The sequence below is a fragment of the Methylobacterium sp. 17Sr1-1 genome, from assembly GCF_003173775.1.
Taxonomy (GTDB): Bacteria; Pseudomonadota; Alphaproteobacteria; order Rhizobiales; family Beijerinckiaceae; genus Methylobacterium.
Window position 1 is genome coordinate 2252501 of record NZ_CP029552.1, and the last position, 25583, is coordinate 2278083.

Below are 25583 nucleotides of genomic sequence, written 5' to 3' on the forward strand. Positions count from 1 at the left end.
GCCGCGATCATGTAGTTGACCGCCGTGTCGCGGGCGGCGCTCCAGCGGTTGGTGAGCGGGTTGAAGACGACGCCGGTCGTGTCGGTGAGCTCAAGGCCGCCGGCCTCGACGGAGTCGCGCAGTTCGTCCGGGGTGACGAACTTGTCCCAGTCGTGGGTGCCCTTCGGCAGCCAGTTGAGGACGTATTCCGCCCCCACGATGGCCAGCGCGAAGGAGCGCATCGTCCGGTTGATCGTGGCGGCGAAGAATAGGCCGCCGGGCTTCACCGCCGTGCAGGCGGTGCGCACGAAGGCCGGCATGTCGGTGACGTGCTCGACCACCTCCATGGCGCAGACCACGTCGAAGCGCTCGCCCGAAGCCACCACGGCCTCGATCGTCTCGGCGCGGTAGCGCACCGGGACGCCGGCCTCGTCGGCATGGGCCTGTGCGATCTTCACGTTGGTGACCGCAGGGTCGAGGCCGGTCACCTCGGCGCCCAGGCGCGCCAGGGGCTCCGACAGAACGCCGCCGCCGCAGCCGACATCGACGAGGGTGAGGCCCGAGAGCGGCGCCGGCGCCAGCGGGTCGCGGCCGAAATGCCGGCAGACCGTATCGCGGATATAGGTGAGGCGCACCGGGTTGAAGCGGTGCAGCACCCGCATCGGCCCGGCTTCGTCCCACCAGGTCGCGGCCAGGCGATCGAAGCGGGCGACCTCGTCGCGGTCGATCGAGGGTCCGGTCGGTTCGCTCATCGGCGCCAAGCCTTCCTGTAGCGACAAGCCTTCCTGTGGGGATGGAGGTCTCGTCTCGACCGCCGAGGTAGCGCAGCCGCCGTCCCGGGCCAACCGCCCTGAGACGTCATGCGCAAGGACGGGTGCAAGGACGGCTGACGGACCGACTTGCCGGCCGCGACATTGACACCGCCCCGGCCCGCTTGTACCCGCCGGACGCCCGCGGCTTCGCGCTGCGGCATGAGACAAGTTTGTTCGATCGGATCCCCATGCCCCGCCTGGTGATGAAATTCGGCGGCACCTCCGTCGCCACGGTCGACCGCATCCGCAACGTCGCCCGCCACGTTGCCCGCGAGGTGCGGGCCGGCTACGAGGTGGCGGTCGTCGTCTCGGCGATGTCCGGCAAGACCAACGAGCTCGTGGCCTGGTGCAAGGACGCCTCGGCCCTTTACGCCCAGTCCGAGTACGACGCGGTCGTCGCCTCGGGCGAGCAGGTCACCTCCGGCTTGCTCGCCATCGTGCTCAACGAGATGGGCCTCAAGGCCCGCTCCTGGCAGGGCTGGCAGATCCCGATCGAGACCTCCGACCAGCACGGCTCGGCCCGGATCCAGAACATCGACGGCGCCCGCCTCGATGCCGCCTTCAAGCGCGGCGAGGTCGCGGTGATCGCCGGCTTCCAGGGCATCCATGCCGAGACCGGCCGCTTGACGACCCTCGGGCGCGGCGGCTCGGACACCAGCGCGGTCGCGGTCGCGGCGGCGATCGGCGCCGAGCGCTGCGACATCTACACCGACGTCGACGGCGTCTACACCACCGACCCGCGGGTGGTGCCGAAGGCCCAGCGCCTCGAAAAGGTGGCCTTCGAGGAGATGCTCGAGATGGCCTCGCTCGGGGCCAAGGTGCTCCAGGTGCGCTCGGTCGAGCTCGCCATGGTGCACCGGGTGCCGACCACCGTGCGCTCCTCCTTCGACGACCCCGACGACGCCCGCCCCGGCACCCTCATCTGCGACGAGGACGATATCGTGGAACAGCAGATCATCACGGGCATCGCCTTCTCGAAGGACGAGGCCCAGATCACGCTTCGCCGGGTGAAGGACAAGCCCGGCATCGCCGCCGCCATCTTCGGCCCGCTGGCAGACGCCAACATCAACGTCGACATGATCATCCAGGTCGTGTCGGGCGACGGGGCGGCCACCGACATGACCTTCACGGTGCCGGCGGCGGATTACGAGCGCGCCCGCACGATCCTCGACGCGCAACGCGGCGCGGTCGAGTTCGAGCGGATCGAGGGCGCCACCGACGTGGTCAAGGTCTCGGCGATCGGCGTCGGCATGCGCAGCCATGCCGGCGTCGCCGCCAAGGCGTTCCGGGCCCTGGCCGAGAAGGGCATCAACATCCGGGCGATCACCACCTCGGAGATCAAGTTCTCGGTGCTGATCGACGCCGCCTATACCGAACTCGCGGTGCGCACGCTGCACTCGCTCTACGGCCTCGACAAGGCCTGACCCTTTCGGCCCGGACGAGATCCGGGACCCGACGAATCGATCCCCAACGCCCCGTCCGCGACGACTCGCGAGCGGGGCGTTCCTGCAGGGAGCGGGGGATCGGCCCCGTCCCCCGGAAAGGTCGCTTGCCCGCCGGGCGCCGGACTCGCTATACGGCGATGACGGGGCCGATGCGTCAGGCCCGCGCAGGATCGGCCTCAGGGTTGCACTGCGCCGGGTCCGGCTCGCTAAAGGGTGGAACACGACACGATGCCCGCAGCGCCTGGAGGCCCGCGCCTGCTACTGCGCCGCCTTCGCGAGGCCATGGCGGAGCCCGTCGGCCCGCAGGCGCGCCTCGACCGCATCGTGGTCCTGATCGCGTCCAACATGGTCGCGGAGGTCTGCTCGGTCTACGTCCTGCGCGACGACGGCAACCTCGAACTCTTCGCCACCGAAGGTCTCAACCGCGAGGCGGTGCACCTCACCACCATGCGGGCCGGCGAGGGCCTGGTCGGCCTGATCGCCGCCACCGCCGAGCCGCTCTCGCTCTCCGACGCCCAGTCGCATCCCGCCTTCTCGTACCGGCCGGAGACCGGCGAGGAGGTCTACCACGCGTTCCTCGGCGTGCCGCTCCTGCGGGCCGGCAACACACTCGGCGTGCTGGTGGTGCAGAACCGCACCTACCGGGTCTATTCCGAGGAGGAGATCGAGGCGCTCCAGACCACCGCCATGGTGCTGGCGGAGATGATCGCCTCGGGCGAGCTGCAGGCCCTGTCGCCCGGCACCGTCAGCGCCTCGCGCCGGGCGCTCAGCCAGTGCGGCGTGGCGCTCGCCGACGGCGTCGGCCTCGGCCACGTCGTGCTGCACGAGCCGCGCATCGTGGTCCGCAACCTGATCGCCGAGAATGTCGAGCGCGAGGCCTCGCGCCTCGACACCGCCATCGCGGAGGTGCGCGCCGCCATCGACGACCTCGTCGAGCGCGGCGACGTCGCGGGGGCCGGCGAGCACCGCGAGGTGCTCGAGACCGTGAGGATGTTCGCCCACGACCAGGGCTGGCTCCGGCGGATGCGCGAGGCGGTGCTGTCGGGCCTCACTGCCGAGGCGGCGGTGGAGCGGGTGCAGTCGGACAACCGCGCCCGGATGCTGCGCCAGAGCGATCCCTACCTGCGCGAGCGCCTGCACGACCTCGACGACCTCGCCAACCGGCTGCTGCGACAGCTCGTCGGCCACCCGACGGTCGGGCCCGACGCGATGCCGGAGAACGCCATCCTGGTGGCCCGCTCGATGGGTCCGGCGGCGCTCCTCGACTACGACCGCGCCCGCCTGCGCGGCGTGGTGCTGGAGGAGGGCGGTCCGACGAGCCACATCGCCATCGTGGCCCGTGCGCTCGGCATCCCGGCGGTAGGCGAGGTGGCGAACGCCACGGCTCTGGTCGAGACCGGCGACGCCATCATCGTCGACGGCGGCACGGGCGAGATCCAGATCCGGCCCGGGCCCGAGATCGAGGCCGCCTATGCCGAGAAGGCACGCCTGCGCGCCCGGCGCCAGGAGCAGTACCGGTCCCTCCGCGACGTGCCGGCGGTCACCCGGGACGGGGTCGCGGTCGGGCTGCAGCTCAATGCCGGCCTCATCGTCGACCTGTCGCACCTGAACGAGACCGGGGCCGAGGGCGTCGGGCTGTTCCGCACCGAGCTGCAATTCATGGTCGCCGAGCGGATGCCGTCGGCGGCCGAGCAGCAGGTGCTGTACGAGGCGGTGTTCGATGCCGTCGGCGACCTGCCGGTGACGATCCGGACCCTCGACATCGGCGGCGACAAGGTGCTGCCCTACATGAAGGCGCTGGAGGAGGAGAACCCGGCCCTCGGCTGGCGGGCGATCCGCATCGGCCTCGACCGGCCCGGCCTCCTGCGGATGCAGCTGCGCGCACTCTTGAAGGCCGCCCGCGGCCGCCCGCTCAAGATCATGTTCCCGATGGTCGCGACGGTCGACGAGTTCGTCCAGGCGCGGGCGATCGTCGAGCGCGAGAAGGCGCACCTCACCCGCCACGGCCACCCACTGCCGGCGGATTGCCGCCTCGGCGTCATGGTCGAGGTGCCCTCGCTGCTGTTCCAGATGGACGAGATCGCGGCCGAGGCCGACTTCCTCTCCGTCGGCTCGAACGACCTGATGCAGTTCCTGTTCGCGGTCGACCGCGAGAACCGCCAGGTCGCCAACCGCTTCGACCCGTTGAGCGCCGCGGCGCTCCGCGCCTTCCGGCTGATCGCCGAGCGAGCCGAGGCCGCCGGCACCCCGGCCACGGTCTGCGGCGAGATCGGCGGGCGGCCGCTCGAGGCGATGGCGCTGATCGGGCTCGGTTTCCGCGCGCTGTCGATGTCGCCGGCCTCGATCGGCCCGGTGAAGGCGATGGTGCTGGGGCTCGATGCCGGCGCCGTCGCGGCCTTCCTGGAGCAGGAACTGGCGCGGACGCGGGACGGGGCGTCGCTTCGCCCGGCACTCGCGGCCTTCGCGGAGGAGCACGGCGTTCCGGTCTGACGGGTCCGGGCCGAATTGGCCGGCACCGCGAATTCGGTAACCTCGCCGTGCGATCGTTCTGACGTTGGGAAAGACCCTCTCCGGTTGCGAAGGCCCTGTGGCATGCGGGGCTTGCGGCGGAGTCCGCCGGCCGCCGCCTTTCGAGCTGGCGCTGACTGGAGAGGGGGTGAGAGATGTGAACGGCTGGCCGTTCGTGACGATCACCATCGTGAAACGCCCGACCGGATGGGTTGTCACCATCACGATCGGGCTGATGTAATGACGTCAACCTAACAAGAGGGGTCGCGGGGTGCCACCCGCGGCTCCTCGCCTGAAAAGATAGGGCATGCGACCCTCGTTCGCAAAGGGGCTCTCGCGTCCGCCCGCCGGCGGCATGGCTTTTGTCCACGGCCGCGCCGACTCCCCAACCCCCGCAGACCTGCTATACGCGGCACCATCTCCGGCACCGGGCGCGGGCCGCCCCGGATGACCCGGCTCGTCGCAATGGCCATATCCCGTTCATGATCGCGATCCCGTCCGACCGTCTCGACGCCATCCTGGCCCGCCACGACATCGTCACCGCCACCCTGAGCGCCGGGGAGGCCGAGGCGGAGAGCTTCGTGCAGCTCTCGCGCGAGCTCTCCGACCTCGATGCCGTGGTCGAGGCGATCCGGGCCTTCCGGGCCGCCGAGACGGCGCTCCGCGGCGTCGAGGAGATGATCGAGGAGGGCGATCCCGAGATGCGGGCGCTCGCGGCGGAAGAGAAGCCGGAGGCCGAGGCCGCCCGCGACGCCGCCGCCCGGGCGCTCCAGCTCCTGCTCCTGCCCAAGGACGCCGCCGACGAGAAGAGCGCGATCCTCGAGGTGCGCGCCGGCACCGGCGGCGACGAGGCGGCGCTCTTCGCCGGCGACCTCTTCCGGATGTATTCACGCTACGCCGACCTGAAGGGCTGGCGGGTCGAGGTCATCTCCGAGAGCCCCGGCACGATGGGCGGCTATCGCGAGGTCGTGGCCGAGGTAAAGGGGCGGGGTGTCTTCGCCCGGCTGAAATTCGAGAGCGGCGCCCACCGGGTGCAGCGGGTGCCCGACACAGAAACGCAGGGGCGCATCCACACCTCCGCCGCCACCGTGGCGGTGCTGCCGGAGGCCGAGGAGGTCGACATCCAGGTCAACGAATCCGACCTGAAGATCGACACGATGCGGGCGCAAGGCGCCGGGGGCCAGCACGTCAACAAGACCGAATCGGCGATCCGCATCACCCACGTGCCGAGCGGCATCGTGATCTTCGTCCAGGAAGAGCGCTCGCAGCACAAGAACCGGGCCCGCGCCATGGCGCTGCTGCGGGCCAAGCTCTACGACCAGGAGCGCAGCCAGAAGGACGCCGCCCGCGCCGCGGACCGCCGCGCCCAGGTCGGCAGCGGCGACCGCTCGGAGCGGATCCGCACCTACAACTTCCCGCAGGCGCGGGTGACCGACCACCGCATCAACCTGACGCTCTACAAGCTGGAGGAGGTGATGGCCGGCACCGCCCTCGACGAGGTGGTGGACGCGCTGATCACCGAGCACCAGGCGGCTCTGCTCGCCGCCGAGGGGATGGCGTGACCGGGATCACCCCGGAGACGAGCCGGATCGCCGCCCGGGCGAAGGCCGCGGACGAACTCGCCGCCCGCGGCATCGAGACCGCCGCCCTCGATGCCCGGATCCTGGTCGAGGAGGCATTGGGCGTCACCGCCACCGACCTCGCGTTGCGCGGAGGCGAGCCTGTCGGGCCGGAGGGCGCCGAGCGCCTCGGCGCCTCTCTCGCCCGCCGCGCCGCGGGCGAGCCGGTGGCGCGGATCATCGGCGCCTGGGAGTTCTGGGGCTTGCCGTTCTGGCTCTCGCCCGAGACCCTGGTGCCGCGCCCCGACACAGAGACCCTGGTCGAGGCGGCGCTCTCCTTGAGGCTCGATGGCCCGCATCGCATCGTCGATCTCGGCACCGGCACCGGCTGCATCCTGGTCGCCCTGCTCACCGAGTGGCCGCGGGCCATCGGCCTCGGCATCGACCGGTCGGTCGGCGCCCTGCGCACCGCCCGGGCGAACGCCGCCCGCAACGGCGTGGCGGAGCGTGCCGCCTTCGCGGCCGGGGACTGGGCCGCGGCGCTCGAAGGGCCGTTCGATCTCGTGGTGGCGAACCCGCCCTACATCGCGAGCGACGTCATCGCCGGCCTCTCGGGCGAGGTGCGCGACCACGATCCCCGCCTCGCCCTCGACGGCGGCCCGGACGGGCTCGACGCCTACCGCACCATCCTGGCCCAGGTGCCGCGGCTGCTGAGGCCCGGCGGTCATCTGCTGGTCGAGATCGGCTACGATCAGGAGGAGCCCCTGCGCCAGCTCGCCGCCGCCCACGGCCTTAGCCCGCAGGTCCGGCGCGACCTCGCCGGGCACCCGCGGGTGGTCGTGATGACCGCAATGATCGAACCGTGACGCGGATTCTTGAGGTTCCTGTGGCCTTTGTGCATAAAATCGGCGCGAAGTCCCTTGGCGTCGCCGGCCGAACCCGCTAACGTCCCGGGGCAGATCGTGAACGGTCCGGACAACACAGCCAGGCTCAGTTCTTCGGGCGCGACATTGAGCGCGGACCTTTGGACGATCTTCCACCACCGGGCAGACCAATGAGCGCGTAGGCGGTCCGGTGCCCCGCATCTGTGGATCGACGGTGGCCGGACCGTGAGACGGCCCGCGGTCGCACAGGGCAAGGCGGACATCGCTGGGGAGACGGAACGCGGCCCGGGAGAGGCCGCCCGGCTCCACGGACGACGACCCGCCGCGCGCGAAGTCCCGCCCTTCAAGTCGTCGAAGAGGGTCAGTCGAGGCCGATGAGACCGAACCAGAACAGGCGTATGCGTGGCCGCAACCGCAGCAACAACAAGGGGCCGAACCCGCTGACCCGGGCCTACGAGTCGAACGGCCCCGACGTGAAGATCCGCGGTACCGCCCAGCACATCGCCGAAAAATACGCTCAGCTCGCCCGCGACGCCCAGGCGAGCGGCGATCCCGTGATGGCTGAGAACTACTTCCAGCACGGCGAGCACTATTTCCGTATCATCGCCGCCGCGAACGAGCAGTATCGTCAGCAATACGGCGGCACCTACGGCCGCCAGGGCTACGACGACGAGGATGACGGCGACGACGAGGCCGCGCCGACGAACGGCTATCCGGCCCAGGATCGCGGCACCCACGAGCGTGGCCTCAACGGCTACGCCCAATCCGGCTACGGCGCCGCCGACGAGTACGGCGACCCCGGCCAGCAGCCGCAGCCCTACGACAATCGCGGCGACGACCGCCCGTCCCGCTTCGACCGGCAGGACCGCCAGGACCAGCCGCGTCAGGATCGGCCCGACCGGCAGGAGCGCCGCGAGCGCTTCCAGAACCGCCAGGAGCGCCAGCAGCGCGACCGCCAGGAGCGGTCCGAGCAGCGTCCCGAGCGGCAGGATCGCCCTGAGCGGCAGGACCGGGCCGAGCGCCAGGACCGCACCGAGCGTCAAGGCGGCGAGCGTCAGGATCCGTCCCGCGCCGAGCAGCCGCGCCAGGAGCCGGTGCGTCAGGAAGCCCCCCGTCAGGAAGGCTACCGCGAGGGCGGCCGCTCCGAGTTCCGCCGCGAGCGCCGCCGCGAGGAGCCCCGCTCCGAACCGGTCCTGGCCGCCGACGAGCCGACCGGCCTGCCGGCTTTCCTGACCACCCCGGTGCGTCCCGTGGCTCCGGCACCGGCTCCGGTCGAGGAGGCGCCGCCGGCGCCCCCCGCCACGCCGGTCGAGGCGGAGGCCGACGCCCCGGCCCCCCGTCCGCGCCGCCGCCGCCGCACCCGGTTCGAAGGGACCGAGGGCGGGGCCGAGCCCGCCGGGGAGCTGTTCCCGAAGCCCGCTGATCCGTCGGGCGAGTAGGCCCTCCGAGCGACGATTCGCCCGGCCTCCCGAAGGGGAGGCCGGGCTCGCGGCTGGACAGGGTTGCCAAGCTGCCTTGCCAAGCCGCCCTGACCGAGGCGCCGGACGAATTTTGCCTCGCCGCCCGTGGCGTTTCCCGCGCGGCTGCCTACCTGCCGCCCTGAAACGAACCGGATCTCAGGCGGAGCGTACCATGACCCACCACCCCGCACTCGCGAAGGGCCGCGTCGCCGTCGTCACCGGCGCGGCGAGCGGCATCGGTCTCGCGGCCGCCACGGCCTTCGCCCGGGCGGGCCTGCGGGTGGTGCTGGCCGATCTCCCCGGCGAGGCCCTGGACCAGGCCGGCCGCGCCGTCGCGGCCGCGGCGCCGGGCGGTGCGGCGGATGTCCGCGCGGTGCCGACCGACGTGACCAAGCTGGAAGCGCTGGAGGCCCTGCACCGCGAGGCCGACGCCCTCGGGCCGGTCGCGCTGCTGATGGCGAATGCCGGCATCGAGGCCGGCGGACGCTTCTCCTCCGACGCCGCGACCTGGCACCGCATCATCGATACCAACCTGTGGGGCGTCATCAACGCCGTCCAGGCCTTCGTGCCGGGGATGGTCGCGGCGGGGACGCCCGGGGCGGTGATCGTCACCGGCTCGAAGCAGGGCATCACCACGCCGCCCGGCAACACGCCCTACAACGTCAGCAAGGCGGGCGTGAAGGTGACGGCCGAGGCGCTGGCGCACGAGCTGCGCGAGACGGGTGCTCCCGTCACCGCCCACCTGCTGATCCCGGGCTTCGTCTATACCGGCCTCACCCGCGCCCGCGGCGCGACCGAGAAGCCGGCCGGCGCCTGGACGCCGGAACAGACCGTGGACTTCATGCTCGAGCGGATGGCGGGGGGCGATTTCTACATCCTGTGCCCGGACAACGAGACCACCCGGGAGATGGACGAGAAGCGGATGCGCTGGGCCGCCGACGACGTGATCCGCAACCGGCCGGCCCTGTCGCGCTGGCACCCCGACCACAAGGCGGCCTTCGCGGCCCACATGGAGACGCCTTTGGACGCGCCGCCGGAGGGCGGGAGCCACGGGGCGGACGAGGGCGTCAAGGAGGCCGCGGCGACGCCGGCCTCGTTCTGACGCGGCCGGGTCGACCGGTCATCGCCCGACCGACTGAAATACCCTTCCGGTCGTTCCGGAGCTGCGTCGCGGCCCCGGAACGACGCCGGAGGATGGGAGGACCGCCGCGAGGGGCGCAGACCGCGCGATCGACGCAAGACCGGGCCGGACGAGAACGCCACGTCCGCCAGACACAGCGGCTGGCCGCGCCCTTGCAGGGACGGCCGGCACCAGCGGGAGACCCGTCACCCGATGCACAAGATCATCCCCGTCGCCCCCTTCGATGCCGTCGTGTTCGGCGCCACCGGCGATCTCACGATGCGCAAGCTGCTGCCGGCGCTCTACTACCGCTTTCGCGACCGGCAGATTCCGGAGGCGAGCCGCATCGTCGCGGCGGCGCGCAGCCGCCTCGACACTGGAGAGTACCGGGACCTCGCCGCCGCGGCCCTGGAGCGCCACGTGCCGGCCGCCGACCGCGACCCCGACACGCTGACCCGCTTCCTCGACCACCTGCGTTACGTGGCGGTGGACGGGGCCGGCGAGGCAGGCTGGCAGGACTTGGCGGACCTGCTCGCCGAGCATCCGGACCACGTGCGACCCTACTATCTCGCCACCTCGCCGAGCCTGTACGGTGCGATCTGCCGCAACCTCAGCGCCCACGGGCTGATCGGCGAGCGCTCCCGCGTCGTGCTGGAGAAGCCGATCGGCCACGACCTCGCCTCGGCCCGGGCGATCAACGACCAGGTCGGCAAGGTCTTTCCCGAGAGCCAGATCTTCCGCATCGACCATTATCTCGGCAAGGAGACGGTGCAGAACCTCCTGGCCCTGCGCTTCGCCAACACGATCTTCGAGCGGCTGTGGAACGCCGACGTGATCGACCACGTGCAGATCACCGTGGCGGAGACGGTGGGGGTCGAGGGCCGCGGCGGCTACTACGACACCTCGGGGGCTCTGCGCGACATGCTGCAGAACCACATGCTGCAGCTTCTCTGTCTCCTCGGCATGGAGAGCCCGCTCTCGCTGGATGCCGACGCGGTGCGCGACGAGAAGCTGAAGGTGCTCCGCGCCCTGAAGCCGATTCCCGCCCACGAGGTGCCGATGCGCACCGTGCGCGGCCAGTACGTCGCCGGCGCCGTCAACGGCCAGCCGGTGCCGGGCTACGTCGCCGACCTCGCCGAGGACCGCACGAGCCTGACCGAGACCTTCGTGGCCCTGAAGCTCGAGCTGATGACCCCGCGCTGGGCCGGCGTGCCGTTCTACCTGCGCACCGGCAAGCGGCTGCCCCAGAAGGTCTCCGAGATCGTGGTGCAGTTCCGCTCCTCGCCGTTCAGCATCTTCTCCGACGAGTTCGCCCGCGAGCCGAACCGCCTGGTGATCCGGCTGCAGCCGCAGGAGGGCATCAAGCTCGAGGTGATGACGAAGGAGCCGGGCCCCGGCGGCATGCGCCTGCGGGCGACGGGCCTCGACATCTCGTTCGAGGAGACCTTCAACCAGCGCTACCCGGACGCCTACGAGCGCCTGCTGATGGACGTGGTGCGCGGCAACGCCACCCTGTTCATGCGCCGCGACGAGGTCGAGGCGGCCTGGGCCTGGGCCGACACCCTGCTCAACGCCTGGGCCGACCGCCCGGAGCCGCCGCGCCCCTATCCGGCCGGCACCTGGGGCCCCACTGCGGCGATCGCCCTGATCGAGCGCGACGGCCGCACGTGGCACGAAGATATCGGCTGACGCCGATTCGGCACGAGGACATCGGCCGCCGCCTCTGCGGCTGATTGGAATAAATCCAAGATATCTCAAGGGGATGACGGCGAGATCGGACCTGCGGCGGCTTTCCTTCCGGCGCTCGCCGCTCTAGAGGAGCCGCGAGACAAAGGCCCGCTTCGCGCCCCGGGGCGCGAAGCGGGCGCCGAGGAATTCCGTCATGTCGCCCTGCCGTCCCGCCCTCGCCAGCCTCCTGGTCCTCGCTGCCGTCCTGGGCGGGCCCGCCCGCTCCCAGGACGAGCCGGCGGCCGAGGCGCCCGCGGCCGAGGCCCCGGCCCACAAGCCCGCACCGAAGCCGGCACCCCGCCGCCCCGCGCCGAAGCCCGCGCCCGCCCCGAAGGCCGAGGCGACGCCCGCGCCGGTGGCCGCTCCGACGGGGGCCTGGCCCAATGGCGCGAGCGCGGTGAGCGAGGTCTACGGCGACTGGACCGTCAGCTGCACCCGCGAGAACGAGAAGCGCCAATGCCAGCTCTCGCAGGCGCAAGGGGTGGCCCAGACCGGGCAGCGCCGCTTCAGCATCGAGCTCAACGCACCCCAGGACGGGCGCAGCAACGGCCTGCTGCTGATGCCGCTCGGCCTGTCGATCGATCCCGGCGTGACGTTCAAGCTCGACGACGCGACCCTCGGCAAGGGCGCGCCCTACACCTCCTGCGTCCAGGCCGGCTGCATCGTGCCGATCAGCTTCCCGACCGTCGCCACCGACGCGATGAAGACCGCCGTGAACCTGCGCGTCACTGGCACCAAGCCCAACGGCGAACTCGAGACCATCACGGTGCCGCTCGCCGGGTTCGCCGCTTCGCTCGCCCGGATGGCGCAGCTCCTGAGCTGACGTCTTCACCGCCTGCTCACGGTTCGGGCGCAGGCTGGCGGGATGAGCATCGATTCCACCTCCCTCGCCACCGGCGCCCTCGCCCAGCAGAACGCCGCCTTCAGCCAGCAGGTCGCGACCCTCGCGATGCGCCGCCAGATCGACGCGGAGCGCTCCGTCGCCGGCCTGGTGGCCGAGACGGCGAGCGCCCCGGCCGCGAACGCCCCGGTGCCGCCGGGGCAGGGGCGGGTGCTCGACGTGACGGTGTGATCGCAGAGTGTGGCCACGTCACACCGATCCCATTTACGACCTCATCCTGAGGTCGTGGATGGGAGGTGAGGGGAGCAGCGAAAGGCTGCCTCCAGATTGGCGAGGACACGACATTGCGCGTCGGTCATCACGCTGCCGCCGGGCGCGCCAGACTCTGCCTGCCCGTGAGGCAGCCGCCGGCCAGGAAACCCGGCCGATCCCCGCGCACGTTTGGCATGAGACCTGCAATCCCCCCTCGTAGGCTGGCCGCACGGCCCGCGGGGCAAAGACGCCCGAGCCTTGGACACGGAAGTCCGACAGACTGAGGAACCGGGACCGGGACGACCGGGCCGGAGATCCTCACCCTGAAGCGCGTCGAAGACCCCCCGCGGGGGCTGCGTGAGGCTCCGATATGGCCAGTTTCAAGACCGTCATGAAGTCGGGTCATCCCCCGACCCTGTTCGCTGCGTTCCTGTACTTCGATTTCTGCTTCGCGATCTGGGTGCTCAACGGTGCCATGGGTCCGTTCATCACCGAGACCTACAAGCTCACGCCGGCCCAGACGGGCTTCATGATCTCGCTGCCGATCCTCGCCGGCGCGATCATGCGCTTCCCCCTCGGCGTACTCGCCCAGTATATCGGGCGCAAGAACGCCGCGATCACCGAGATGTCGCTGATCGTCCTGGCGATGGCCTACGGCTTCTTCCTGGTGCATTCGTTCAACGACGTGCTCGCCATGGGCGTGCTGCTCGGCATCGCCGGCGCCTCGTTCGGCGTGGCGCTGTCGCTGGGCTCGGGCTGGTTCCCACCGGAACACAAGGGCTTGGCGATGGGCATCGCCGGGGCCGGCAACTCGGGCACCGTGCTCGCCGTGCTGTTCGCGCCGCCGCTCGCCCAGGCCTATGGCTGGCAGGCGGTCTACGGCTTCGCCGGCGTGTTCATGCTGATCCCGCTCGCCGTGATGATCGTCCTCGCCAAGGAGCCGCCGGACCGCGAGCACCAGAGCTTCAAGGAGCACGTCTCCTGCCTGTTCGAGAAGGACGGCTGGGCCTTCAACCTGATCTACGTCATCACCTTCGGGGGCTTCATCGGCCTGTCGAACTTCCTGCCGACCTTCTTCTACGAGCAGTTCGCCGTCACCAAGATCGAGGCCGGGCGGCTGACCATGCTGGCCGCCCTGATGGGCTCCGGCATCCGCATCCTCGGCGGCTACTTCGCCGACCGGATCGGCGGCATCCTGGTCCTGACCGTGGTTCTGCTCGCCGCCGTCGGCTCGTTCCTGGCGCTCACCGCGGCACCGACGCTCGTCATGACCACGCTGCTGTTCATGTTCTGCTTCGCGGCGCTCGGCGCCGGCAACGGCGCGCTGTTCCAGCTCGTGCCCCTACGCTGGCCGACCAACACCGCGGTAGCGGGCTCGATGATCGGCGAGGTCGGGGCGCTCGGCGGCGCCATCCTGCCGAACGCCATGGGCCTGTCGAAGCAGTATACCGGCGGCTTCGCGGCGGGCTTCCTGTTCTACGCTGCCTTCACGGCCGTCGTCCTCGGCTGCCTCGCCCTGTGGTCGCGCAAATGGGTCGGCGCCTGGGTGGGCCCTCGCGGCAAGGTCCTGGCCGCCGCCGGAACCGGGGCGCCGGCCGCGACCGAGAGCCCGATCGGCACCGTGCAGCGCGCCTGAGCGGGAGCACGGCCCGACCGCACGGTGATCGGGCCGTTCCTACACTCCATCGCGCCCGTCGCTCACCACGCGGGCGAAGACCAGCACGTCGACCGCCGTCGCCCCGCCGCGCAGGAGCGCCCGGGCGGCGGCGTTGGCCGTCGCCCCCGTGGTCAGCACGTCGTCGACGAGGAGGACGCGCCGGCCCTGGAGGCGCGGCCGCATTCCGTCCGGGACCCGGAAGGCGCCCTGGAGGTTCTCGGCCCGGGCGGCGCGGCTCAGGCCCACCTGCTGCCGGGTGCGCCGCACGCGGGCGAGAAGCTCGGGAGCCACGGGCACGCCGCTGCCGCGCGTCGCGGTGCGGGCGAGCAGGGCGGCCTGGTTGAAGCGCCGCCGCCACAACCGCCAGCGCCAGAGCGGCACCGGCACCACGAGATCGGCCTCCGCCATCAGCTCGGCGCCCGCCCGCGCCATCATCCCCCCGAGCGCCCCCGCGAGGTCGAGCCGGTCCTCGTATTTCAGCCGCTGCACCAGCCGCCGCGCGGTCGCGTCGTAGCGCGCCACCGCCCGGGCGCGCTGATAGACGGGCGGATCCGCGAGCGCTGCCGGCGAGAGCAGGCCCGGCGCACCGAGATCGACCGAGAACGGGGTGCCGAGCCGCTCGCAATAGGGCCGCTCGATGAAGCGCATCTCGCTCCAGCATCCGGCGCAGAGGGCGTGCGGCACCGCCGTCGCGGCCCCGCACGCGATGCAGCTCGGCGGATAGACCAGCCCGACGAACCCCCGCAGCGCGAGGCCGGGCAGCCCGGCGAGGCGGTGCAGGCCTCTCACGCGCACCGCGCCCGTCACCCGGACCTTGCTGCGCCGATGGGCAGATCTGCCGCCCGGAACAGCAGAGATCCGGTGCCCACGCCGTCGCCCGGCTGTGTTCGAGCGGAAACAGCAGGGAGCAAACGCTTAGCCACGACTAATTGTCGGGCGGGAGGCATTGCCACGGGGCAGCGATAGCCGCAAGATTGAGCATAACAAGAGAAACAGGAGGAAATGATCATGGCGATGGCTCCGACCCTGTCCCGACCGATCGATGTGCTCGGTGCGGCGCAGCAGGATCCGCTCCGGCCCCCTCGCGACGGCCACGGCTTCGCCGATGGTGCGGAGGCCGCCGACCGCCCGGCCTCCTGCCCGGCCGCCGTGCCGATCGAGAACCAGCGCGAGCGCGCCCAGCAGGATTTCAAGCAGATCTGGAATCTCTGCACGCTGGCGCATTAGAGCATTCTTTCGACGACGGGGACACCGGTCCCTCGCGGATCGCGGGACGATGCGTTCCGCGAGTCCGGCCGGTCGCCGTGCGATCCTCAGCGCGGCCGCGCCCGCAGGGCGGCGAGGGCGTCGTGATGCAGCAGCAGCACGTCGGTCGCCGCCGCCAGCTTGCGGGCCGCGGGCGTGAACCCGGCATTCGAGACGACGGCGGCGCGATCGGCGCCCCAGTAGCTGCGGGCCGCCACCACCTCCTGCACCGCGCCGTTGCCGACGGGCTTCGCGTAGCGCTTGCACTGCACCACCAGCCGCACCCCGTCCCGCTCCGCCACGACGTCGGCGCCCTGGTCGCCGGCGGCCTTCGTGGTGCGCGCCTCCCAGCCGGCCTGTTCGAGCAGGGCGGCGCAGTAGCGCTCGTAGGCGATTCCGTCCTCCGGCAGGTCCTCGGCCTCGTCCGGTGCCGCGACGCTCAAGGACGCCGCCTCGACGATGTCCAGGATCTCGTCCCAACGCGCCTCGATCAGGTCGCCGTAGCCCTCGGCCTCCAGCCGCGGCAACACCGTGCGCTCGGCGAAGTAGGTGCGCTCCCGCAGCCAGCCGTCGAGGATCTCGTTGCCGTAAGGGTCGACGTAGCTCTCCTGCCGGCGGCGCAGGGCCAGGGTCTCGCGGTGGCGGCGGGCGATCGCCCGGACCCGCCGACGGAAGCGGCCGCCGCGCCCGAGCCGGTGCACGACCAGCGCCAGCACCACCACGCCGGCGACGGCGAGCGCCCGGGGTCCGAACCACAGGCTCGCCGCTCCCCCGGCCACGATGGGCCAGAACAGGCGGTCGGCGAGGGTGGAGGGGCGGCGCATCGGGGGCTCTCTCTCGCGCCGCGCGACCGCGGCCGGACGGCCCGGATTCTCCGCGGGACCGCCTTGTCCCCAGCCTAAGACACCGCCTGTCCCCGGTGTCATCCACAGCTGAACGCACAGAGCGCCGAATCCTGTGCGGTTTCTCCTGCGCGGCTTCGCCTCACGGGAGCGTGTCGAGGCGAAGTCTTCGCGGCGCTTGCATTCGGGAGGTCGGGCATCCGATCCTGGCGTTTCGCCGAGAGCCCCGCACGGGCCGGCGCAGGGGAGTCCCCGGATGAGATCACGCGTCGTCGCGCTTCTCGCCTGCCTCGTCGTCGCCGGAACGGCCGGGCCTCCCGTCCGGGCGGGAGGCGATCCGGTCGAGGTCGACGTCGCCCTGGTGCTCGCCGTCGACGTCTCCCTGTCGATGACCGGCGACGAGCAGGCGGTGCAGCGGGAGGGCTACGTCGAGGCGTTCCGCAATCCGGCGGTGCACCAGGCGATCCGCCAGGGCATGGTCGGGCGCATCGCCGTCACCTATGTCGAGTGGGCGGGCGTCGGCAACCAGCGGATCGTGGTGCCCTGGACGCTGATCGCCGGGCCCGAGGAGGCGAACGGCTTCGCCGAGAAGCTGGGTCAGAGCCCCCCCCGGCGCTCGACCTGGACCTCGATCGCCAGCGCCATCGACTTCTCGGCCGGCCTGCTCGCCGGCAGCGGCTTCGAGGCGACGCGGCGGGTGATCGACGTCTCGGGCGACGGCCCGAACAACCAGGGCCGCGCGGTGACCAAGGCCCGGGACGACGCCGTCGGCCAGGGCATCGTGATCAACGGCCTGCCGCTGATGATCCGCGAACCCAGCGGACCCTGGGACATCAAGGACCTCGACCTCTACTACCGCGACTGCGTGATCGGCGGCAGCGGCAGCTTCATGGTGCCGGTACGCGAGCGCGACCAGTTCGCCGCGGCGATCCGCACCAAGATCATCCGCGAGGTCGCGGGCCGCGAGGGCGAGCCGCTACTGCGGCGGGCCCAGGGCGAGGCCCGCGCCAATTACTTCGTCGGCGAGCGCCCCAACCCCGACTGGGATTAGGGCGCCCCGATCAATGCAACCTGAGGGCGCATAAACGGAGGCTGCTCAAGCCGACCTGCGGATCAGTCCTCGGCGTCCAGATCCTGACCGTTGGCCGCGCCGTCGCGCTGGAACTTGCGCCGCTGCTGCCCAAGACCCATGGTCTTCGCCAGCTCGGAGCGCGCGGCCGCATAGTTCGGCGCCACCATCGGATAATCCGGCGACAGGTTCCACCGCTCGCGATACTCCTCCGGAGACAGGCCGTAGCGGGTGCGCAGGTGGCGCTTGAGCGACTTGAACTTCTTGCCGTCCTCGAGACAGACGAGGTAGTCCGGCATGATGGACTTCTTTATCGGTACGGCCGGGGAGAGGGGCTCGGCCGGCTCGGCGGTGCCGGCGCGGCCGAGGCCGTCCAGAGCGTTGTGGACCGACGTGATCAGGCCCGGCAGATCGCCGACCGGAACCGAATTGTTGCTCACGAACGCCGCCACGATGTCCGCGGCGAGCCCGATATGGTTCGTCGACGCCTCACTCTCACTCATCACATCGGCCCTCTTCTGAAGGTAGACCCGCCGGACGCTTCGACATTCCCACCTCAGGACTCGGATGCCGCAGGGCCGGTCTGTCTTTGCTTAACGGTGCAACTATGATGTCGGCGGCGGAACCGCAAGGGAAAAAGAAGCAACGCCGGCCCGCGGTCAATCGCCCGGCGAAATTCTTGTTGATCCCGGTTGCAGGGAGCGGTTGTGCTGAACTCACCGTTCGCGGGGGAGCCGTCCAACTCGACCGAGAGCCGAGGCCCGGCACCATCCTCTTTGGCTTATGCCTTTCGCGCGGCAACAGCACCTTTCGGACGAGCAGAAGAACATATCTTGTTCGTAGGCGATGTCAGGCAGCAGGACTCAACCTGGCGTCAGCAACCGTGAGACGGCAAGACGTCCACCGATGGTTACAGATGCATAAAATGTTTCGCGATTTCATCATGCGCGAGCGGATCGACCGTGCACGACGCTTCGCGCGCGACCGCACTGGCGTTCCATGTCCAAGGAATCGATTCCCGCCCATCACATGTTAGATGCAAGGCCGCCACAACCGATGGAAGCGGGCATTCCCCGGCCCGACTTGCTCCGAGGATTGCGACGCGATGCGGACTCGATCGGGGCAGGGCGCCGCCGTCTTGAACGAGCCTACTTCCCGGGAGGGCGGTCCCGCGTCGGGGTCAGGCCGCGGCACGGCCGGCGCGCGGAGTCGGTTCCAGGGCGGCGACCGCCAGGACCTGGTCGCGCCCCCGCACCGCGTGCTCGCCGAGCGGCCGGGCCCGCACGCCGTCGGGCAGGCGCGGCAGCTTGGCCAGGAGGTCGCCGGAAATCAGCACCGGCGCGTCGAGGGTGCGGCACAGAGCCTCGAGCCGGGCGGTGACGTTCACCGCATCGCCGAAATACGCGATCTTGTGCCGGTCGACCCCGACCTCGGCGGTGACCACAGGCCCGCCATGCAGGGCGGCGCGGATGCGCGGCACGGCGCCGAAGCGCTCCTGCCAGGCCGCCGCGTCCCGTGTCAGGCTCTCCTGGATCGCCAGCACGCAGGCGACGCAGCGCGCGCCTTGCAGGCCGCGGGCCATCGGCCAGGTGATCATCGCCATGTCGCCGATGAAGTCGTCGGTCGAGCCCTGGCAGCGCCGCACCGGCTCGGCGAGCGTCGCGAAGACCGCCCCGAGGAAGGCCTGGGTCTTCAGCGCCCCATGCGTCTCGGCATAGGCCGTCGAGCCGACGACGTCGACGAACAGGAAGATGCGCTCCTCCTCCACCGGCCGGTGGTAGCGCCCGACCAGGAGGTTGACGAAGACCTCGGCGCCGATGAGGTCACGCATCCGCACCACGAAGACTAGGAGCGCCGAGACCGCGAGCGCGTAGACCAGCACCCGCAGCGACGGCACCACCGCCACCGCGAAAGGCTCCGGCGTCAGGCCCGTGCTCCAGACGATCACGCCGCCGGTGGCGTGGCCCAGCGTGATCATGCCCACATAGGCGAGCTCGGCGATCGGCACGTAGAGGAAGGTCGGCAGGCGGCGCAGGCGCGCCTGGAGCCGCGGCAGCAGGGTGCCGCGCTCCATCAGCAGCGCGCAGGCGCCGATGAAGACGCCGTGGATCGCCGCCACCAGCGGGATGCCGTTCTGGAACAGCGCGTCGTAGAGCAGGCCCGCCCCGGCGCTGAGCGCGAGGATGCCGATCCAGAACCAGGCGTGCTGCGGGATCGGCAGCCCGGCCACCCGCCAGGCCTCGGTGAGGCGCGCCGGAAAGCTGGCTTGCGCCGCCTCTCCCGATGAGCTGCGGTCGACGGGGCCGGCTGCGGGCACGGTGATGGTCTCCTGGGCCGGCGCGGCTCCGGGTCCGGCCCGCGGCTTTGCGGCACTTCACCCGCCATTCGCGCCGTTTTGAGGGCATCGGCAAGGCCGAAGAGCCCGAGTCCGCGAGAGTCGCCCGGATCGCCGCGAGACTTGGTGAAGACCTCGCTGAATTCACGGAACCGTCGGCTTGACCATGGCGTTTGGAGGACGATTCACCGCTCAAGCCTGGAGACCGGCATGTCCCTCCGCCTCGCCACCCTCGCGACCCTCGCCGCCCTCGTCACGGTTCCGGCCCTCGCCGAGGACGTGACGGTGATCCGTCGCGATTCCGCTCCCGTGGAGCGCAGCACCGTGATCGAGAAGCGCTCGGTCGAGTCGACCGGCTCGGTCGGCGGCTGCGAGACCAAGACCGTCAAGAAGACCAACGAGTACGGCGACAGCAAGACCGTGCACAGCGAGCGCTGCGACTAATAGGAAAAGGGGCGGCCCGCGCCGGGCCGCCCCGTTCCAGATATTTTTGTTTTAAGCCTTACTTCAGCAGACGCGCCAGAGCCTTGCCGGCCGGCGTCTTCATCTCCTTGGCGTCGAGCGTGCCGTCGTTGTCCGGGTCGGCCAGCTTGAAGCGGGCCTCGACCAGGGCGAGGTACTCGTTCTTGTCCAGGGTGCCGTCGTTGTCCGGATCGGCCTGCTTCATGTCCTTGCGGCTGACGCGGCCCTGCAGCTCCTTGGTGTCGAGGGTGCCGTCGGCATCCTTCTCGAGCTTGTCGAACACCGCGCCGGCCGCAGCCTTGGCCTCCGCGAGGTCGACCGTGCCGTCAGAATCCGTGTCGACCGCCGCGATGGTGCGGTCGGCCTTCGGCTTGGCCTCGGCCGAGGCGGGCAGGGCGAGCGGCGCGGCGAGGAGCGCGGCGAGCAGCAGGGTCCGGTTGAGAATCATGGGAAAGCTCCGTTCCTGAAGGCCGGGCGCCCGATTCTGTCAGGCGACCCACCCGGGATAATCTGGCAATCCGATACCTACCCGCACGGCGAAGGTTTGCAAGCCGGATTCACGCTGGGGCAGGAGCCGGCTCGCGGGGAGGGCTTTCAGGCCTCCACCTTCTCGGCGAGGATCTTGTCGACCCGGCGCCCGTCCATGTCGACGACCTCGAAGTGCCAGCCGCCGCGCTCGAACCCGTCGCCGGCGGTGGGGATGCGGCCGAGCTGGAAGATCACGAAGCCGGCGAGCGTGGAAAAGTCGTCGGTGTCGGGGCGTTCGGTGAGGCCGAGGCGCTCGAACGCCTCCATCGCCGGCATCATGCCGTCGATCAGGAGCGAGCCGTCCTGGCGCTCGACCACCATCGGCTCGTCGTCGTCGGTCTCCGGGATGTCGCCGGCGATCGCCTCGAGGAGGTCGGTCTGGGTGACGATGCCCTCGAGGTCGCCGTACTCGTCGACGACGATCGCCATCCGGACCGGCTTGGCCTTGAAGGTTTCGAGCACCCGCAGGATCGGCATGCCCTCGTGCACGACGATCGGCTCGCGGATGATCGCGTCGAGGTTGATCGGCGCCCCGTCGAGGAGCTGGTTGAGCACGTCCTGCTTGCGCAGAACGCCGATGATCTCGTGGATCTCGCCCCGGCTCGCTACCAACTGCTCGTGGCGGCAGGCCCGGATCGTCTCCAGCACCGCCTCGCGCGGGTCGTCGACGTCGATCCAGTCGACCTCGTGGCGCGGGGTCATGATGTCCCGCACCCGCCTTTCGCCGATGCCGAAGATGCGCTGCACCGCCGCCTGCTGCGCCTCCTGGATCAGGCCGGCCTCCTGGCTCGCCGCGACGAGCAGCGACAATTCGGCGGTGGAGTGCAGCGAGCCCTCGCCGGAGCCCGGCTGCAACCCGCACAGGCGCAGCACGCCGTTGCCCAAGCCGTTGAGGAACGAGATCGCCGGGCGGAACACCAGCAGGAACAGGCGCAAGGGGCGCACGATGGCGAGCGCCGTGCGCTCGCTGCGCTGAAGCGCCAGGCTCTTGGGCGCCAGTTCGCCCAGCACGATGTGCAGCGAGGTGATGACCACGAAGGAGAGCACCACCGCGATGGCGTGGGCCCCGGCCGTGCTCGCGCCCTGCGGCAGGAAGGCGAGCAGGGGCTCGATCAGGTGGGCCAGGGCCGGCTCGCCGACCCAGCCGAGGGCGAGCGACGAGATGGTGATGCCGAGCTGCGTGGCCGCGAGATGCGAATCCAGGCTGTCGACCGCCCGTTGCAGGGCGCCGGCATTGGCCCGCTTCTCGGCGACGAGCTCCTGGACCCGGCTGCGCCGGACCGCCACCAGGGCGAACTCGGCCGCAACGAAGAACCCGTTCGCGAAGACCAGGAACACGATGGCGAACAGGCCGAGGCCCGTCCCCCAAGGACTGTCGGAGAAAATCACCGCCTCCCGTGGCGCGACCGGCCGCTCCCGGGCTCGGGCGCGACCGGCCCCCTCATAGCAAGTCTGTCCCCCGGAGCCTATCCGTCAGACGGCGCGACCGCGCGATCCTCCACGGCCGATGCCGCCGAGTAAGCGGATGAAGCTCTCCCATCCTTTCGCGGCGCAACATCTGGCTTCGACCCGCGGTTTCTGCTAGGCGCGCCCGAAATTCCTGCGCCGGCTCGGTGTCCGTCCCGTGCCCGCCCCCACGACCGAAAGACTTAGGTTCACCATGGCGAGCGACCTTTCCCGCATCTCCCGCGCGCTCCTCTCCGTCTCGGACAAGACCGGGCTGGTGGAGTTCGCGCGTGCGCTCGCCGCCCGCGGCGTCACCCTGGTCTCGACCGGCGGCACCCACCGGACCCTCACCGAGGCGGGGCTCACCGTCACGGAGGTCTCCGACCTCACCGGCTTCCCCGAAATGATGGACGGTCGGGTCAAGACCCTGCATCCGGGCGTGCATGGCGGGCTGCTCGCCATCCGCGACAACCCGGAGCACCAGGCCGCCATGCTGGCCCACGGCATCGCGGCGATCGATCTCCTCGTCGTCAACCTCTACCCGTTCGAGGCGACGCTGGCGGCGGGCAAGCCGGCGGCCGAGTGCATCGAGAACATCGACATCGGCGGCCCGGCGATGATCCGCGCGGCGGCCAAGAACCACAAGGACGTGGCGGTCGTGGTCGACGTCGCCGATTACGGCGCCGTGCTCGCCGACATCGACGCCCATGACGGCGCCGTCACCTTCGCGACCCGCCGGCGGCTCGCCCAGAAGGCCTATGCCCGCACCGCCTCCTACGACGCCGCCATCTCGACCTGGCTCGCCGGCGAGATCGAAGCGGCACCGGAGAGCCAGACCTTCCGGGCGCTCGGCGGGACCCTGGCGCAGGGCCTGCGCTACGGCGAGAACCCGCACATGAAGGCCGCGTTCTACCGCACCGCCGGCGCCCCGCGCCCGGGCGTCGCGACCGCGCGCCAGCTCCAGGGCAAGGAGCTGTCCTTCAACAACCTGAACGACACGGACGCCGCCTACGAGGCGGTGAGCGAGTTCGATCCCGCCCGCGCCGCCGCGGTGGTGATCGTCAAGCACGCCAACCCGTGCGGCGTGGCGGAAGGCGCGAGCCTTCTGGAGGCCTACGAGCGGGCGCTGCGCTGCGATCCGGTCTCGGCCTTCGGCGGCATCGTGGCGCTCAACCGCACGCTCGACGCCGAGGCGGCGAAGAAGATCGTCGAGATCTTCACGGAAGTCATCATCGCGCCCGATGCCACCGAGGAGGCGGCCGCGATCGTCGCAGGGAAAAAGAACCTGCGCCTGCTCACCGCCGGCGGCATCGCCGATCCCCGCGCGCCCGGCCAGGCCTGGCGGACCGTGGCGGGCGGCTTCCTGGTGCAGGACCGCGACAACGCCGTCGTCGACGACATGCCGCTCAAGGTGGTGACGAAGCGCGCGCCGACCGAGGCCGAGCTGTCGGATCTGCGCTTCGCCTTCCGGGTCGCCAAGCACGTCAAGTCGAACGCCATCGTGTATGCCAAGGACGGCGCCACGGTCGGCATCGGCGCCGGGCAGATGTCGCGGGTCGATTCCTCGCGCATCGCCGCCTGGAAGGCCGCCGAGGCCGCCAAGGCCGCCGGGCTGCCCGAGAGCCTCGCCCGCGGCGCCGTGGTGGCCTCGGACGCGTTCTTCCCCTTCGCCGACGGCCTGCTCGCCGCGGCCGAGGCGGGCGCCACGGCGGTGATCCAGCCCGGCGGCTCGATGCGCGACGACGAGGTGATCCGTGCCGCCGACGAGGCCGGCCTCGCCATGGTGCTCACCGGCCACCGCCACTTCCGGCACTGACACGCCCCAGCCGGCCCGTTGACCGACGGGCCGGCCTCGGCCAAGCCTCGCCGGAGCGTGACGACAGGCAAGGCTTTGCAAGGATGCGGCTGGACGAACACCCCCTGCGGGCGCGGGTGCTGGCGGAGGTTCACGCCCGGCCCTTCACCCCGGTCAAGACGCCGCGCCGCTTCCTGCACTACGCCTTCCTGACCGACGGCGAGGCCGCCTCGGCCGACCGCGACGCGCTGGAGGCCTACTGCACCGGCCTCGGCCATCCGGGCCCGACGCCCGGCGCCAAGCAGCACCGGGTGGTCTTTTCCGGCGCGATCCTGCGCTGGGAGAGCCACAGCGAGTTCACCACCTATACCTGGGAATACGGCGACGCCCTCGGCCACGCCTTCCAGCCTCAGCCCGACGCGCTCGAGGGCGCGATGGGGGAGGTGGCCCAGCCCGGCCCGCTCCTGGTCGCGGTCGACCTGCACCTCCTGCCGGCCGTCGACGGCGGGCTGCCGTCCGAGATCGTCTCGACCTTCAACGCCGCCTCGCTCGCCATGGCGGAGGCCGAGAGCGGGGCGGCGGTGATCGCCACCGACTTCCAGCCCGATCCCCACGGCTACGTCCGCATCGTCGTCGCCGACCGGCGGCTGAGCCGGCTCGGCGCGGGGGCCCTGGTGCAGCGCCTGCTCGAGATCGAGACCTACCGCACGCTGGCGCTCCTCGGCCTGCCGGAGGCGCAGAGCTTGGGGCCGACGATCCGGCACATCGAGACCGAGCTGCCCACCCTGATGGAGGCGATGCGCACCAGCGAGGGTTTCGCCGAGAACCACGCCCTCCTCGACCGGCTGATCGCCCTCGCGGCCGAGCTCGAGGCCGGGTCGTCGCGCACGATGTTCCGCTTCGGCGCGACCCGCGCCTACGACGAGCTGGTGCGCCTGCGCCTGACCGCGGCGGCGGAGCACGCGTTGCCCGGGCAGACCAGCTGGTCGATGTTCCTCAACCGGCGCTACAACCCGGCGATCCGGACCTGCCTGGTGATCGCCGAGCGCCAGGACCTGCTCTCCCGCCGCCTCGCCCGTGCCGCGCAGATGCTGCGCACCCGGGTCGACATCGAGCTGGAGCGCCAGAACCAGGCCCAGCTCCAGGCGATGAACGACCGGGTGCGGCTGCAATTGCGCCTGCAGCAGACCGTCGAGGGCCTGTCGGTCGCGGCGATCACCTACTACGTCGCGAGCCTCGTCCACCACGTCCTGGAGGGTGCGCACCATGCCGGCCTGCCGGTGGACGCGACGATCGGGACGGCCGTGGCGGTGCCGCTGGTGCTGGTGGGGGTGTGGTGGACGGTCAGGCGGATCCGGCGGATGCATGCGGAGCCGGGCGGGCATTGAGAGGCCAGCTCCGTTCCGCTGCCTGCCTCACGAGACGCTGCTCGTAAGCCGAACCCTTTTCCGGACGACTGAAGCGTGAGCGGAAGGAGATCCGGAATCCAGCATGAAAAGTCGCGAAGCGTCTTTATGTCTGCAACGTTGCAAAGATGGAGCCGCTTCGCGGCACTTCTCTCATGGATCCCGGATCTCCTTCCGCTGGCGCTTCAGTCGTCCGGGAAAGGGGGAGAG

22 protein-coding genes (1 of these 22 cut by a window edge) are annotated in these 25583 nt (G+C 71.0%); 15 read left to right on the plus strand and 7 right to left on the minus strand.

The window, feature by feature from the left end; genetic code table 11:
- Positions 1-731 carry the 5' portion of a bifunctional 2-polyprenyl-6-hydroxyphenol methylase/3-demethylubiquinol 3-O-methyltransferase UbiG gene (gene ubiG / locus DK412_RS10170; RefSeq protein WP_109971857.1) on the minus strand. It extends 19 nt beyond the left edge of the window, so 731 of the gene's 750 nt are visible here — the first part of the coding sequence; the start codon lies at positions 729-731; the stop codon falls past the left edge of the window.
- A 248-nt stretch (positions 732-979) separates the two neighbouring features.
- Between ubiG and DK412_RS10175 the strand changes: the two genes are divergently transcribed.
- From DK412_RS10175 to DK412_RS10220, 10 genes are all read left to right on the plus strand, one after another.
- The gene (locus tag DK412_RS10175; RefSeq protein WP_109971858.1) at positions 980-2215 is read left to right on the plus strand and encodes an aspartate kinase; all 1236 of its coding nucleotides are present in this window, start codon (positions 980-982) and stop codon (positions 2213-2215) included.
- A 249-nt stretch (positions 2216-2464) separates the two neighbouring features.
- Complete coding sequence (ptsP, locus tag DK412_RS10180) at positions 2465-4726, plus strand: phosphoenolpyruvate--protein phosphotransferase (RefSeq protein WP_109971859.1); 2262 nt, start codon at positions 2465-2467, stop codon at positions 4724-4726.
- 500 nt (positions 4727-5226) lie between these two features.
- The gene (prfA, locus tag DK412_RS10185) at positions 5227-6306 is read left to right on the plus strand and encodes a peptide chain release factor 1 (protein ID WP_109971860.1); all 1080 of its coding nucleotides are present in this window, start codon (positions 5227-5229) and stop codon (positions 6304-6306) included.
- A complete protein-coding gene (gene prmC / locus DK412_RS10190) occupies positions 6303-7169 on the plus strand; it encodes a peptide chain release factor N(5)-glutamine methyltransferase (RefSeq protein ID WP_109971861.1) in 867 nt (288 codons plus the stop codon). Before prfA ends, prmC begins: the two co-directional genes overlap by 4 nt.
- A gap of 416 nt (positions 7170-7585) precedes the next feature.
- Positions 7586-8626, plus strand: a complete 1041-nt coding sequence (locus DK412_RS10195; protein WP_109971862.1) for a DUF4167 domain-containing protein — start codon at positions 7586-7588, stop codon at positions 8624-8626.
- 193 nt (positions 8627-8819) lie between these two features.
- On the plus strand, positions 8820-9749 hold the full coding sequence (locus tag DK412_RS10200) for an SDR family NAD(P)-dependent oxidoreductase (protein WP_109971863.1): 930 nt from the start codon (positions 8820-8822) through the stop codon (positions 9747-9749).
- A 231-nt stretch (positions 9750-9980) separates the two neighbouring features.
- Positions 9981-11456, plus strand: coding sequence for a glucose-6-phosphate dehydrogenase (gene zwf, locus DK412_RS10205; protein WP_109971864.1), 1476 nt, complete (start codon positions 9981-9983; stop codon positions 11454-11456).
- Between the two features lie 193 nt (positions 11457-11649).
- The gene (locus DK412_RS10210) at positions 11650-12318 is read left to right on the plus strand and encodes an invasion associated locus B family protein (RefSeq protein ID WP_109971865.1); all 669 of its coding nucleotides are present in this window, start codon (positions 11650-11652) and stop codon (positions 12316-12318) included.
- A 42-nt stretch (positions 12319-12360) separates the two neighbouring features.
- The gene (locus DK412_RS10215) at positions 12361-12567 is read left to right on the plus strand and encodes a hypothetical protein (protein ID WP_109971866.1); all 207 of its coding nucleotides are present in this window, start codon (positions 12361-12363) and stop codon (positions 12565-12567) included.
- A gap of 391 nt (positions 12568-12958) precedes the next feature.
- Positions 12959-14224 (plus strand): MFS transporter, encoded by a 1266-nt coding sequence (locus DK412_RS10220; RefSeq protein WP_109971867.1) that lies wholly within the window; start codon positions 12959-12961, stop codon positions 14222-14224.
- A gap of 39 nt (positions 14225-14263) precedes the next feature.
- On the opposite strand, the gene DK412_RS10225 is transcribed toward DK412_RS10220, so the two are convergent.
- Positions 14264-15034, minus strand: a complete 771-nt coding sequence (locus tag DK412_RS10225; RefSeq protein WP_162596358.1) for a ComF family protein — start codon at positions 15032-15034, stop codon at positions 14264-14266.
- 219 nt (positions 15035-15253) lie between these two features.
- Here DK412_RS10225 and DK412_RS10230 point away from each other — a divergent pair, with 219 nt between their 5' ends.
- Positions 15254-15472 carry a hypothetical protein gene (locus DK412_RS10230; RefSeq protein ID WP_162596171.1) on the plus strand — a complete coding sequence of 73 codons (219 nt, stop codon included), beginning with the start codon at positions 15254-15256 and terminating at the stop codon, positions 15470-15472.
- 86 nt (positions 15473-15558) lie between these two features.
- Here DK412_RS10230 and DK412_RS10235 read toward each other — a convergent pair whose 3' ends face one another.
- Positions 15559-16314, minus strand: a complete 756-nt coding sequence (locus DK412_RS10235; RefSeq protein ID WP_109971870.1) for a restriction endonuclease — start codon at positions 16312-16314, stop codon at positions 15559-15561.
- 274 nt (positions 16315-16588) lie between these two features.
- On the opposite strand from DK412_RS10235, the gene DK412_RS10240 reads away from it, so the two are divergent.
- Positions 16589-17383: a DUF1194 domain-containing protein gene (locus DK412_RS10240; protein ID WP_109971871.1), complete on the plus strand. Its 795-nt coding sequence runs from the start codon at positions 16589-16591 to the stop codon at positions 17381-17383.
- A gap of 62 nt (positions 17384-17445) precedes the next feature.
- Here DK412_RS10240 and DK412_RS10245 read toward each other — a convergent pair whose 3' ends face one another.
- On the minus strand, positions 17446-17904 hold the full coding sequence (locus DK412_RS10245; RefSeq protein ID WP_109971872.1) for a MucR family transcriptional regulator: 459 nt from the start codon (positions 17902-17904) through the stop codon (positions 17446-17448).
- 677 nt (positions 17905-18581) lie between these two features.
- Entirely contained in the window at positions 18582-19631 is a 1050-nt protein-coding gene (locus DK412_RS10250) for an adenylate/guanylate cyclase domain-containing protein (RefSeq protein WP_109975176.1), read from the minus strand.
- 315 nt (positions 19632-19946) lie between these two features.
- On the opposite strand from DK412_RS10250, the gene DK412_RS10255 reads away from it, so the two are divergent.
- On the plus strand, positions 19947-20180 hold the full coding sequence (locus DK412_RS10255) for a hypothetical protein (protein WP_093570316.1): 234 nt from the start codon (positions 19947-19949) through the stop codon (positions 20178-20180).
- Between the two features lie 58 nt (positions 20181-20238).
- On the opposite strand, the gene DK412_RS10260 is transcribed toward DK412_RS10255, so the two are convergent.
- Entirely contained in the window at positions 20239-20646 is a 408-nt protein-coding gene (locus tag DK412_RS10260) for an EF-hand domain-containing protein (protein WP_109971873.1), read from the minus strand.
- Positions 20647-20792: 146 nt separating this feature from the next.
- A complete protein-coding gene (locus DK412_RS10265; protein WP_109971874.1) occupies positions 20793-22115 on the minus strand; it encodes a hemolysin family protein in 1323 nt (440 codons plus the stop codon).
- Positions 22116-22386: 271 nt separating this feature from the next.
- On the opposite strand from DK412_RS10265, the gene purH reads away from it, so the two are divergent.
- Positions 22387-23988, plus strand: a complete 1602-nt coding sequence (gene purH, locus DK412_RS10270) for a bifunctional phosphoribosylaminoimidazolecarboxamide formyltransferase/IMP cyclohydrolase (protein ID WP_109971875.1) — start codon at positions 22387-22389, stop codon at positions 23986-23988.
- Between the two features lie 83 nt (positions 23989-24071).
- Positions 24072-25355 (plus strand): DUF3422 domain-containing protein, encoded by a 1284-nt coding sequence (locus DK412_RS10275; RefSeq protein ID WP_109971876.1) that lies wholly within the window; start codon positions 24072-24074, stop codon positions 25353-25355.
- Positions 25356-25583: the final 228 nt, after the last annotated feature.